12 protein-coding genes are annotated in these 11,322 nt (G+C 72.9%); 6 read left to right on the top strand and 6 right to left on the bottom strand.

Going from position 1 to position 11,322, the window contains the following annotated elements:
* Positions 1–9 precede the first annotated feature (9 nt).
* The 3 genes from A3CQ_RS64455 to A3CQ_RS0140790 all read left to right on the top strand — a co-directional run bounded on the left by A3CQ_RS64455 (position 10) and on the right by A3CQ_RS0140790 (position 2,243).
* Positions 10–471 carry a YhjD/YihY/BrkB family envelope integrity protein gene (locus tag A3CQ_RS64455; protein WP_020516747.1) on the top strand — a complete coding sequence of 154 codons (462 nt, stop codon included), beginning with the start codon at positions 10–12 and terminating at the stop codon, positions 469–471.
* A 72-nt stretch (positions 472–543) separates the two neighbouring features.
* Positions 544–1,065: a SigE family RNA polymerase sigma factor gene (locus A3CQ_RS0140795; protein ID WP_020516746.1), complete on the top strand. Its 522-nt coding sequence runs from the start codon at positions 544–546 to the stop codon at positions 1,063–1,065.
* Complete coding sequence (locus A3CQ_RS0140790) at positions 1,047–2,243, top strand: hypothetical protein (RefSeq protein WP_020516745.1); 1,197 nt, start codon at positions 1,047–1,049, stop codon at positions 2,241–2,243. The genes A3CQ_RS0140795 and A3CQ_RS0140790 overlap by 19 nt, the downstream gene beginning before the upstream one ends.
* Here the strand turns inward: A3CQ_RS0140790 and A3CQ_RS0140785 are convergent.
* From A3CQ_RS0140785 to A3CQ_RS0140760, 6 genes are all read right to left on the bottom strand, one after another.
* Positions 2,240–3,523 (bottom strand): APC family permease, encoded by a 1,284-nt coding sequence (locus tag A3CQ_RS0140785; protein ID WP_020516744.1) that lies wholly within the window; start codon positions 3,521–3,523, stop codon positions 2,240–2,242. The two genes, A3CQ_RS0140790 and A3CQ_RS0140785, sit on opposite strands and share 4 nt — an antisense overlap.
* Before the next feature lie 84 nt (positions 3,524–3,607).
* A complete protein-coding gene (locus tag A3CQ_RS0140780) occupies positions 3,608–4,858 on the bottom strand; it encodes a hypothetical protein (protein ID WP_020516743.1) in 1,251 nt (416 codons plus the stop codon).
* Positions 4,859–4,927: 69 nt separating this feature from the next.
* Positions 4,928–5,602, bottom strand: coding sequence for an anti-sigma factor family protein (locus tag A3CQ_RS0140775; protein ID WP_020516742.1), 675 nt, complete (start codon positions 5,600–5,602; stop codon positions 4,928–4,930).
* Positions 5,599–6,012, bottom strand: a complete 414-nt coding sequence (locus A3CQ_RS0140770; protein WP_020516741.1) for a sigma factor-like helix-turn-helix DNA-binding protein — start codon at positions 6,010–6,012, stop codon at positions 5,599–5,601. Before A3CQ_RS0140770 ends, A3CQ_RS0140775 begins: the two co-directional genes overlap by 4 nt.
* Positions 6,009–7,733, bottom strand: a complete 1,725-nt coding sequence (locus tag A3CQ_RS0140765; RefSeq protein ID WP_040433932.1) for a YncE family protein — start codon at positions 7,731–7,733, stop codon at positions 6,009–6,011. Before A3CQ_RS0140765 ends, A3CQ_RS0140770 begins: the two co-directional genes overlap by 4 nt.
* A gap of 66 nt (positions 7,734–7,799) precedes the next feature.
* Complete coding sequence (locus tag A3CQ_RS0140760) at positions 7,800–8,576, bottom strand: TetR/AcrR family transcriptional regulator (RefSeq protein ID WP_020516739.1); 777 nt, start codon at positions 8,574–8,576, stop codon at positions 7,800–7,802.
* 60 nt (positions 8,577–8,636) lie between these two features.
* Between A3CQ_RS0140760 and A3CQ_RS0140755 the strand changes: the two genes are divergently transcribed.
* The 3 genes from A3CQ_RS0140755 (at position 8,637) to A3CQ_RS0140745 (ending at position 11,311) form a co-directional block, all read left to right on the top strand.
* Positions 8,637–9,569: a daunorubicin resistance protein DrrA family ABC transporter ATP-binding protein gene (locus A3CQ_RS0140755; RefSeq protein WP_020516738.1), complete on the top strand. Its 933-nt coding sequence runs from the start codon at positions 8,637–8,639 to the stop codon at positions 9,567–9,569.
* Positions 9,566–10,330 (top strand): ABC transporter permease, encoded by a 765-nt coding sequence (locus A3CQ_RS0140750; protein ID WP_020516737.1) that lies wholly within the window; start codon positions 9,566–9,568, stop codon positions 10,328–10,330. Before A3CQ_RS0140755 ends, A3CQ_RS0140750 begins: the two co-directional genes overlap by 4 nt.
* Positions 10,331–10,429: 99 nt before the next feature.
* On the top strand, positions 10,430–11,311 hold the full coding sequence (locus A3CQ_RS0140745) for a S1C family serine protease (RefSeq protein ID WP_020516736.1): 882 nt from the start codon (positions 10,430–10,432) through the stop codon (positions 11,309–11,311).
* Positions 11,312–11,322: the final 11 nt, after the last annotated feature.

The raw sequence follows: 11,322 nt of genomic DNA, 5'->3' as shown, positions 1-11,322 counted from the left end.
CTTCCGGCCATGGGTGTGCGCGGCACGCTCAGCGGCATGACCGCGATCGGCCTGTTCATCGCCTCGTTCCTGGTCCTGTCGCTGCTGGTCGGCCTGTTGCGCCACGCGCCGGCCGGCTCGGTCCTCGCGTTNGTGGTGCGCGTCGTCGCCAACACGGCGGTCTGGCTCATCCTGCANAGCCTGTTGCTGTCCCGGCGGATCCCGATCCGGCGGCTGCTACCGGGCTCGGTCGTCATCGCCGCGGGCAGCGCGATACTCGGCCTGTACTCGGCGCTGTGGATGCCTCGGGTGATCGAGAACAACGCCACCCGCTACGGCATCATCGGTATCACGTTCGCCCTGCTGACGTGGCTGATCGTCGTCGGCTTCTGCCTGGTGGCCGCCGCCGTGATCAGCGCCGAGATCGGTGGCGCTCCGAAGGCCCAGCACCGGCAGCCGATACCCGACCGCCGCGCGCAGCGCCACGACTGACCGGGAAACCGTGCAACCTTCCGGGCGTCCAACCACGACACTGTGGATGGACAACTGCGCGGGGGGAGCGGGATGCGGAGCGAGTTGGAACGGGAGTACGTCGAGTACGTGACGGTGCGCCTGCCCCGGCTGCACCGGCTCGCCTACCTGCTCTGTTCCGACGCCCACCAGGCCGACGACATCGTTCAGGCGGCGCTCACCTCGCTCTACCTCAACTGGAAGAGCGCATCGGGGGCGGACAACCTGGACGCGTACGTGCACCGCATCGTGGTGCGGCGCTACCTCGACGAGCGGCGCCGCCGGTGGTCGAGGGTGCTGCTCGGCGATGCCGTGCCGGAGCAGGTGGTCAGCGGCGACCATGGCATCGAGGAGCGCGACGCGCTGATGACCGCGTTACGGGCGCTGCCGAAGGGGCAGCGCGCGGTGCTGGTCCTGCGCTTCCTCGGGGACATGTCGATCGAGGACACGGCCGAGGTGCTCGGCTGCTCGGTGGGCAACGTCAAGAGCCAGTCGTCACGGGGGCTGGCCACCCTGCGCGAGGTCCTGGGCCGGATCGAGTTCGCGGAAGGGAAGCCATGGACGAGCGCGAACTGAGGGATCGGCTCGAGACGGCCACGGTGCCGCCGAGCCGTCTCGAGGTGGGCACGCTGGTCGCGGACGGCCGGCGGCGGGTGACTCGACGCCGGACGTGGCGGGCGGCCGGTGGCGCGGCGCTGGCCGTCGCGGTCCTGGTGACCGTGCCGGTGCTCCTGGGCCGCCCGCACAAGCCGTCGGTCGTCGTGGACAACGCGCCCTCGTCGCCGTCGTCGAACCCGCCCTCGGCGAAGCCGACGCCGTCGCAGTCGTCCGCCCCGGTGGCCTGCGCGATAAAAGCCCTGCCGGTGCCGGCAGGCCTCCGGGACGTCACCGTCAGCGGGGTCGATCCGACCGGGCGCTACATCGTCGGCAACGCCACCCGGGGCGACTTCAAGCCGGTCCTGTGGGCCGACGGGAAGGCGCACGCGCTGCCGATGCTGGAGGCGTCGATGGAGCTCGACAACGTCAACTCCGGCGGCATCGTGGTCGGCCTCGCGGGCGTCGCCGACAAGACCGTTTTTCGCTACCAGAACGGCAAATACACAAGATTGCGTACGCCCGCGGGTAACTGGCACGCGTATCCCGAGCCAGTGATCAACACGGCCGGCGACATCGTCGTCAATGTCGAGCCGTCGGGTAACACCGGCGGTAAGGACAGCATCGTGCTGTTCTGGCCGGCCGGGCAGACGAGCGCGCGGAAGCTCCCGCTGCCGGCCGGCGCGAACGTCATGGCGATCCTCGACGACGGGACCCTGGTCGGCGCGCTCTACGTGGACGGCGTGGCGATCGCCGGGTACTCGTGGGACCAGCAGGGTCACGGCCGCAAGCTCCCGACGCCGGCGGGTCAGAACGGCGCCGCCTACGCGGCCCGGGGCGACTGGGCGACCGGCGGCTTCTGGCCGAACCAGACCGCGGCGCTGTGGAACCTGCGTACCGGCGAAATGCGGGAGATCCGGGCCCCGAAGGACGCCGACCTGCCGCCGGCCATGGCCGACCTCGGCCCGGGCGAGCAGGTAAACGACGACGGCTGGGTCGTGGCGGGCGGTTACGCGATGCGCGACGGCGACCCGGCGAAACTCACCGTGCCCGCGCACCAGCGAGCCTCGGCCGTCGCGATCTCCGACGACGGCCTGGTCGTCGGCAACGCCCAGTCGTCCGCCGGCGAACTGGTGGGCCCGCGCACCTGGCGCTGCTAAGCCGCGGCCGTCCGGCGGGACCGCTTCCAGGCCACGTCGAGGGCGATGCTGAGCAGCAGCACCGCGAGCAGCGTCACCAGCGACGCCGGCTCGTGGATCAGGTCGGCGACCACGAACGTCGCCAGCACCACGCCGGCCGAGCCGACGGCCAGGGCGAGCATCGGCGCGTTCGCCCCGGTCTCGCCGCGGACCCGGAAGTGCGCGAGGCTGACCAGCATGAAGATCAGCAGGGCCACCGCGCTGCCGATCGAGGCGATCGCGGTGAGCTTGAAGAACACCGCGAGCACGAGGCAGATCGCGGCCTGGATGAGCAGGCCGTTCGGGATGCGCCCGGCGGTGCGCCGGCCCATCACCGGCGGGAACTGGCCGGTGGCGGCGAGGCGCTCGCTGAGCCCGGCCGCCGGATAGAGCCCGGCGTTCGTGGCGCCGGCCGTCGCGAACAGCGCCGTGACCGCCATCAGCCAGTACCCGGCCTGGCCGAGAGCGGGCTTGGCGGCGACGGCGAGCGCGGTGCCGCCCGAGGAGATGACCTCCGGGACGGTGAGCGTGCCGAAGACGCCGAGCGCGATCGCGACGTAGATGACCGTCGCGATGCCGAGCGCCAGGAACATCGCCCGGGGCAGCTCGCGGGAGGGCTTGGCCAGGTCCTTCGCGGTGAACGTGATGATGCCGAAGCCGAGGAAGGCGAAGAACGTCAGCGCCACGCTGGACACGATGTCCTGGAACGGCGGGTAGCCGGACGGCGCGAGCAGCGACGGGTCCATGTCGGCCAGGGTGACCACCGCGAACACGACCAGGATGCCGAGCACGACGTAGACGATGACGGTCTGCGCCCGGGCCACCAGCAGCGACCCGACCAGGTTGACCAGCGTCATGACCACGATGATGAACGCCGCGAAGAACTTGGCCCAGGCCGCGTTCTTGTCGGTGAACATGTCGCTGGCGTAGCTGCCGAACGACACCGCCACCATCGCGGTCACGATCGCGTTCGCCGTGTAGGTCAGCCAGGCGGTGACGCCGGTGAGGTGCCCGTCGCCGAAGCCCTTGGCCACGTACTCGAGCAGGCCGCCCGCGGTCGGGTAGCGCGCCCCGAGCTTGGCGAACGAGTAGCCCTGCAGTAGGGCGACGCCCCCGGCTATCAGGAAGGACAGCCAGACGGCCGCGCCGGCGACCTCTCCGGCCGCGCCGAGCAGGGCGAAGATGCCGGCGCCGACCATCGAGCCCACGCCGATGAAAGCGGCCTGACGAATGGTGAGGTGGGTGCTTCCCGGTGCGGCCATGGCGATGGTCCCGTCGGCAGCGACGAACTCCTGGAACCTTCGTAGTTCATCGACGGCCGACGGGCCTCATCTGCGACGGATGGGTCAGAGGTCGGCCCACGGGCGGGGACGGGCCGGCTCGGGGGCAAAGGGCGCCTCGAGAGCCTCGAACGGGTCGCGGGTCTCGGCGTGGGCGGCCACGATCGGGACCGTGTCGGCGTCGGCCGGGCGGGGCTGGGCCCAGACCGGCTGTCGCTCGGGCGGCGCCCAGGTGAGCGACGGCTGCGACTGGCCGGTGAGGGCGCGGCGCACCCGCTGTGGCGGGACCCAGATCGGGGGCGGGCCCCACCAGATGATCCGTTCGGCGTGGAAGGCGGCGACCAGCGGGGGCGCGGGGGCGCGGGGACGGGTGGCCCGGGCCGGCCGGGGGGCCGGCCGCGTCGCGGCGGGGGGTGCGGCGCGGCCGGCCGGGGTGGCGGTCAGGGCGGCGGTCAGGGCGGGCTGAGCAGGCTCGGGGGGAAGGGCGGTCGCCTTGTTCGCCGGGGCGCTCGCCAGCAGGACGGCCATGACCACGGTCACCGCGGCGGCGCCGAGGGCGGCCATGCTCCATCCCGGACGGACAGTGTCGCCGAGGAAGAGCACGGCCACGGCCGAGGGGGCGACCACCTCGGCGATCCACAACACCGCGGTGACCGGGCCGACCTGGCCGCGCTGGAGGGCGTTGGCGTACAGCATCATGCCGGTCACGCCGAAGATGAGCAGGGCGGCGACCAGCGGCTCGGTGACGATCGCGAGGGCGGCCGAGCCGACGCTGGTCATCGCGTCGTGCGGCAGGGTCAGCGCGCGGCCGACCAGGGCGGCACCGCCGAGGCAGAGGCCGGCGAGCCCGGCGACCACACCGGGCGGGGCGACCTTGGTGGCGGCCCAGCCGAGCAGGGCGACCGCGAGGGCCGCGCCGCAGAACCACAGGCGCAGCTCGCGGGAGGCGGCGACGCTCTCCTGCATGCCGGCGGACATGGCGAGCACGGTGAGCGCGGCGATCGAGACGCCGACCGCGACGATGTCGATCGCGCGCAGGCGGGACTTGAGGATGACCCGGGCGCCGATCACGGTGAGCGCGAGCGAGCCGGCCAGCACGGACTCGACGACGTAGACCGCGAGCTCGCTGAGGGCGACCATCGAGCCGGCCCAGGCGAGCAGGTCGAGAACCGAGCCGATGATGTAGAGCGGCTGGGCGAAGGCCTTGACCGTGCTGGTGGCCCGGCGGGCGCCGAGGGCCTGGAAGATCGAGGCCGCCGCGTACGCGAACGCGCCGAAGATGGTGATCGCCAACATGACCCAACCCGTGGCGGTCATGGCAGCCACCTGCTGAAATAACGCTGGGTATATTGAGCAATCACGCTCTGATGATATACATCGAACTACCTAGATCGGAACCGCCACGAGAATCTGGCCCGCATAGGTTTCGGCCTGCACCGCGGTGACGAGGCCGGGAGCCATCAGAGCGGCGCCGTCCAGCGTGGTCGAGCCGCTCGGCGAGGCCAGCCAGCTGCCGGCCGGTTCGCGGGAGCCGTCGCGGGCCACCACGAACAGGCGGCACTGCTCCCCCGCCGCCACGCCGGTCACCGTGGCGCTCACCCGCACCCAGCCGGCCGCCGCCCGGACCGTGGCGTTCATCGACACCCCGGTCGCGGCGTTGGTGGCCGAGCCGGTGCGAGCGCCGGGCGGGGACGACGCCTTGGCGGCCTGCGTCGCCGGGGCGGTGCCGCGGCCGATCACCGCGCCCGCGCCGAGCGCCACGACCACGGCGACGACGGCCGCGGCGATCACGAAAACCCGGATCCGCCGAGCCTCGCGCCGGCCGGACCGGCGAACCTCCCGCAACGTGCGCTGCAGCAGCAGGTCGCCGTCCGGCGGAGGTCCCTCCAGAAAGGCCTCCGGGGGTATCTCGCCCAGCGCGGCCTCCATCTGCCGCAGGTCGTCGACCTCGCGCCGGCAGGGCGCGCAGCCGTCGAGATGTGTCTGCACCGCCGCCTGCTCATCGCGATCCAGGACCCCGAGGACGTACGCCCCGAGCAGCTCGGTCTCGTGCTCGCTCACCCGGCCACCGCCTCCCGCAGCCGGCGCAGCGCGTGATAGCTGCGCGCCTTCACCGCCCCGGCCGGCACGCCGAGCGATTCGGACGCCTCGGCGACGTCGCGGCCCTGGAAGTAGAGCGCCCGCAGCACGTCGCGGTGCTCGGGCGAGAGCGTCTCGACGGCGCCGAGCAGGGCGAGGTCGGGTTCCGGGCCGGTGCCGGCGGCGGCCCGGACGATCGCGAACAGGTGAGCGCGGGCCGGGCCCTCCAGCAGTTCCGGGTCGCGCCAGGCGGCCAGCAGCGCCTCCTGCGCCACGGCCTCGCCGCGGGCCCGGTCGCCGACCAGCCGCGACGCGTACGCCAGCAGCGCCGCCCCGTGCTCCTCGAAGACCCTCCGGACCAGCACCTCGTCGGTGCGGCCCCGGCGGCTCACTCCCCCACCCGCAGCACGGAGATCGTGTCGTCGGCGCCGTTGGAGACGTAGGCGAACCGCCCGTCCGGCGAGACGGCGACCGTGCGCGGGCTGTGCCCGACCGGCACCGTCGCGGTGACCTTGCCGGTGCTCCCCTCCACGACGGACACCGTGTTGTCGCCCTCGTTCACCACGTACCCGTGATCGCTGTCGGCCGCCCACGCCACGCTCTGCGGCTCGTTGCCGACCTTGAACGGGCCGGTGCGTTTCAGCGTCACCGTGTCGATGAGGTCGGCCGCGTCGGCGTCGTAGCCCGCGACCAGCACCCGCCGGCCGTCCGGCGAGACCGCGAGGCTGTGCGGCGACTTGCTCACCGGCACCGACTTGAACAGCTTGTCGGAGCGCATGTCGATGACCGCGACCACGTTCGACTCGTGGTTGGCGGTGAACGCGCGCATCAGGTCGCCGGCGTAGCCGATCGCGTGCGGGTTGGGCGGCACCGTGATCTGGCCGACCTTCTGCTGCTGGCCGGCCGTGTAGATCTCGATCCGCCCGGCGGAGTGGATCGGCACCCAGACCTGACCCTCGGGGCTGACCGACAACGCGTACGGCTGCTTGCCGGTGGCCAGGTAGTGGTCGACCTTGCGGGCGGCGGCGTCGAGCACGGCCACCCCGCTGCCGGACTTGTCGTCCTCGTACATCGAGACGAAGACCTGGCGGCCGTCACGGGAGACGGCGACGAACCGCGGGGTGTCGCGCAGCGTCACCGGGGTGACCTTGCGGGTGCCGGCGTCCACGATGGAGAGCACGTGGGAATGCTGGTTGGCCACGTAGATCGTCTGGCTGTCGGGGGAGACGGCGATGCCCTCGGGCTCATCGCCGACCGGGATCGTGCCGACCACGGCGGGCCTGGCCACGCTGGCTATCCGGTGGGCGAGCTGTTCCTGGGTGATCGTGGTGACCGGGGCGGGCGCGTCGCCGGCCTGCGCGGTCCCGAGCAGGGTGCCAGGCCCCGAGGTCGGCGGGGGGTCGGCGAGCGCGCCGGTCGGACCGCCACTCCCGTCGTTGACCAGCGCCCAGGCCACGCCGACACCGCCGAGCAGCACGAGCGCGGTGAGGCTCGCGATCAGGGCGGCGGCGCCGACGCGGTGGCTTCGCTCGCGCGGCGGCGGCAGCACGGTCACCCGCGGCGGCCCGTACGTGCTGAGCCCGTTGACCGCCCGCATCTGCGCCTCGACGCCGGTGCGGGTCATCGGCGGGGCGGCCACCGCCACCTCGCCGGTCACCCGGACCTCGGCCCAGCCGGCCGGCCCGCGCACGGTGACCGACCCGTCCAGCCACTCCGATCGCGGCTGCCAGAGGACGCGCAGCTGGCGGCCGGCCAGCATGGCGCGCAGGCCAGGCCCCGAGACCGTGACGGTGGCGGTCGCGATGGCCAGCGGCGGCCCGTCGACCAGCACGTCGGCGACCACCCGGGGCGTGCCCGGCGCGACCTGTCCGAAGTCGACCCGGTCGGGGCGCAGGCGGAGGGCGGTGCGCTCGAGCGCGGCGGCGGCCGCGGCCGAGACGCTGCGACTGTCGTCCTCGGTCAGCGACTCGAGGGCCCGCCGCGCGGCAGCGGCCATGGCGAGATCGGCTCCGCCGGCGAGACGCGTCAGCTCGTCCACCGCGGTCAGACGAGTCTCCCGGACCGGACTGTCGATCTCGGTCAGCACATAGGTCGGCAGACCTAGATCACTCATGGTGTCCCCGCGATCATCATGCAGTGACGTCGAGGATCAGCGTAACCCGCCGAGCAAGATTGGCATCTATCCGGTCGCTCGTTCGATCAGCGCCGCGACCCCGTCCAGCAGCCGGGCGAGGCCGAACTCGAAGGCGCGCGACGGATCGACGGCCGCGTTGTACTCGGCGCCGGCGGCCGCACCGACCCGCGTGGCGATGGGGGTGGCGTCCGGGTCGTACACCTTGGCCAGCGCCGGGCCGGCCCGCTCCCACCACTCCTCGTCGGTGAGGCCGGTGCGCTGGGCGACCTGCGTGGCCGCGACCGCGGTGCGCGCGGCGCCGTGCACGAAGTCGCCGACCATCTGCACGACCAGGTCCATCTCGACGTCGCCGAGCCCGACGCCGTCGACCGCGCGCAGGTCGTGGTCGTACTTCGCGACGACGTTCGGCCCCAGCGGCGGGCGGCTGGTCGCGACCTGCAACAGCCAGGGGTGGCGCTGGTAGAGGGCGAAGTTCTGGCGGGCGATCGCCTCGAGCCGGTCCCGCCAGCCGCCGCTCGCCTCGTCGAGGGGCACAGTGTCGCGGGGCGCCTCGGCGAGCACGCGGTCGAACATCAGGTCGATCAGCTCGGCCTTGCCCGGCACGTACGTGTAGAGCGACATCGCGCTGACCCCGAGCCGCTCGGCCACCCGGCGCATGGAGAGCGCACCCAGGCCGTCGGCGTCGGCGATCTCGACGGCCGCGGCCGCCACGTCGGCGACGGCGAAGCGCGGCTTGGGCCCGGGGCGCGGCCCCGGGGGCAGGCCCCAGAGCAGCTCGATGCTGCGCCGCGGGTCGCCGCCGCCGGTGAAGTCGGTCGTCACCCTTTACAGCGTACGGAGTCGGCTATACTCAACGAACTCCGTACGGCGTAAGGAGATAAGATGATCATCGCCGAGAGCCTCACCAGGCGATTCGGCTCCACCACCGCCCTCGACGGGTTCGACCTCGACGTGCCGGCCGGCACGGTCCACGGGCTGCTCGGGCCCAACGGCGCCGGCAAGACCACCGCGGTCCGGATCCTCACCACGCTGCTGCGGCCCGACGCCGGCCGGGCCCGGGTGGCCGGCCACGACGTGGTCCGCGAGGCCGACCGGGTGCGCGCCCGGATCGGCCTGGTCGGCCAGCAGGCGGCCGTCGACGAGCAGCTCACCGGCCGGCAGAACCTGGAGATGTTCGGCCGCCTGCACCACCTCGGCGCGGCCACCGCGCGGCGGCGGGCGCGCGACCTGCTGGACCGTTTCGACCTGGCCGAGGCGGCCGACCGGCCGGCCGGGAAGTACTCGGGCGGCATGCGGCGGCGGCTCGACCTCGCGGCCGGGCTGCTCACCGACCCGGTCGTGCTCTTCCTCGACGAGCCGACCGCCGGCCTCGACCCGCGGGGCCGTGCCGAGGTGTGGCGCACGATCCGCTCGCTCGCCGCCGACGGCACGACCGTCCTGCTCACCACGCAGTACCTGGAGGAGGCCGACCAACTCGCCGACGCGCTCGCCGTGATCGACCACGGCCGGGTCGTCGCGGCCGGCACCTCCGACGAGCTCAAGGGCCGGCTCGCCGACGACCGTCTCGACGTGGTCGTCCGCGACCCCGAGCGGCTCGGCGAGGCGGCCGCGCTGCTGGCCCGGGTCGGCGACGGCGAGCCGCGGGTCGACCCCGACCGGCGGCTGGCCAGCGTGCCGGTGCGCGACCGGGTCGCCGCGCTGACCGAGGTGGCCCGGCAGCTCACCACCAACGGCGTCGAGGCCGAGGACATCGGCGTGCGCCGGCCCACCCTCGACGAGGTGTTCCTCGCCATCACCGCAAGGAGCGCGGCGTGACGACGTACTGGATGATCTCGGACAGCTGGACCCTCACGCAGCGCACGCTGCGGCACTGGCGCAACCAACCGGCCCAGCTGGTGCTGAATCTGCTCTTTCCCGTGATGGTGCTGCTGATGTTCGCCTACCTGTTCGGCGGGGCGATCGAGGTGCCCGGCGGCGGCGACTACCGCGAGTACCTGCTGCCCGGGATGTTCGCGCTGACCATGGCGTTCGGGCTGGAGGGCACCTACACCGCGGTGGCGGCGGACGCGCAGCGCGGAGTCACCGACCGCTTCCGCACCATGCCGATCTCGGCGGCCTCGGTGGTGACCGGGCGCAGCCTGGCCGACATGCTCGACGCCGCGGTGGGCCTCGGCGTGCTGCTCGCCTGCGGGCTCGCGGTCGGCTGGCGCGCGCACCACGGGATCATGGACGCGCTGGCCGCGGTGGGCCTGTTGCTGCTGCTCAGGTACGCCCTGCTGTGGCTGGGCATCTGGCTGGCGCTCGCGGCCGGCAAGCCGGAGACGCTGATGGCGGTGCAGATCCTGGTCTGGCCGCTCGGCTTCCTCTCCAGCGTCTTCACCTCGCCCGAGACGATGCCGGGCTGGCTCGGCACCATCGCCCGGTGGAACCCGCTCTCGGCGACCGCGGACGCGACCCGTCAGCTGTTCGGCAACCCGGGCGAGACGGGTCCGGCCTGGCCGGCGATCGTGTGGCCGCTGGTCCTACTGATCGTCTTCGTGCCGCTCGCGGTGCGTCGCTATCGCCGGTTGACGTGACCGGATTGCAAGCTTTCGTTGACCGTGGGTGATCTCGCGGACCGAGAACCCGCAGGCTGCTCTTGGCCAATTTTGAGAAATCGCTTCTACAGTCGAGAAATGGAGAGCGTCGGCGATCGTCCGGTGATGACCGTGCTCCCGACCGAGCCTGCCGACAAACCGGAAGAAAAGCCCAAGAAGTCGTGGAACACCCCGGGCCTCCGCAAAAACGCCTTGATCGCCACGGTCCTCGTGTGGGCCGTGGCGATCACCGCTCTGGTGGTGCTCCGCGGCTTCGGCAACGACACGAAGACGGCGGCGGCTCTCCCGCGACCCTCGGCGTCCGCATCGGACGCGCCGCTCACCGTCACCGAGGTCTATCAGACCGTGCTGCCGTCGCTGGTCTCGATCCGTTCGACCGGGAAGGCCGGGCCCGCGGCGTCGGCCGCCAAGAGCATGACCGAGTCGTCCACCGGCACCGGCGTGATCGCCAACGCGGACGGCACGATCCTCACCGCGAACCACGTGATCGCCGGCGCGGTCGCAATCCAGGTGACGTACACCGACGGCACCACCGCGGCGGCCGAGGTCAAGACGGCCGACCCGGCGCACGACATCGCCACGCTCACCCCGGCCAAGGGTCCCGAGACCCTGGTGCCGGCCACGCTCGGCGGCGGGCTCAACGTCGGCGACCCGGTCGTGGCGATGGGCAACCCGCTCGGGCTGACCGCGAGCACCAGCAGCGGCGTCGTCTCCGGCCTCGACCGCACGCTGTCCCGCGAGGAGGGCGGCGACATCTCCGGGCTCATCCAGTTCGACGCGGCGGTCAACCCGGGCTCCTCGGGCGGGCCGCTGGTCAACGACCGCGGGCAGGTCGCCGGGATCGTGGTGGCGCTGGCCAACCCGACCGACGCGGGCACGTTCATCGGCATCGGCTTCGCCGTGCCCATCGGGTCGGCGCTCGGCGGCGGCCCGGGCGACGGCCGCAACCCGCCACTGTAGAGATCAAGGGA

Origin of the sequence: Paractinoplanes globisporus DSM 43857 (assembly GCF_000379645.1) — a bacterium.
In the GTDB taxonomy this organism is placed as follows: Bacteria; Actinomycetota; Actinomycetes; order Mycobacteriales; family Micromonosporaceae; genus Actinoplanes; species Actinoplanes globisporus.
Note: the sequence above shows the minus strand (reverse complement) of the source record. Positions and strands in the feature narration are given on the sequence as shown.

Coding starts and splice junctions, on each gene's coding strand:
- A3CQ_RS0140785 (WP_020516744.1), bottom strand. CDS start 3,523: ATGGCCGCACCGGGAAGCACCCACCTCACCATTCGTCAGGCCGCTTTC.
- A3CQ_RS0140790 (WP_020516745.1), top strand. CDS start 1,047: ATGGACGAGCGCGAACTGAGGGATCGGCTCGAGACGGCCACGGTGCCG.
- A3CQ_RS0140755 (WP_020516738.1), top strand. CDS start 8,637: ATGATCATCGCCGAGAGCCTCACCAGGCGATTCGGCTCCACCACCGCC.
- A3CQ_RS0140745 (WP_020516736.1), top strand. CDS start 10,430: ATGGAGAGCGTCGGCGATCGTCCGGTGATGACCGTGCTCCCGACCGAG.
- A3CQ_RS0140795 (WP_020516746.1), top strand. CDS start 544: ATGCGGAGCGAGTTGGAACGGGAGTACGTCGAGTACGTGACGGTGCGC.
- A3CQ_RS0140765 (WP_040433932.1), bottom strand. CDS start 7,733: ATGAGTGATCTAGGTCTGCCGACCTATGTGCTGACCGAGATCGACAGT.
- A3CQ_RS0140780 (WP_020516743.1), bottom strand. CDS start 4,858: ATGACCGCCACGGGTTGGGTCATGTTGGCGATCACCATCTTCGGCGCG.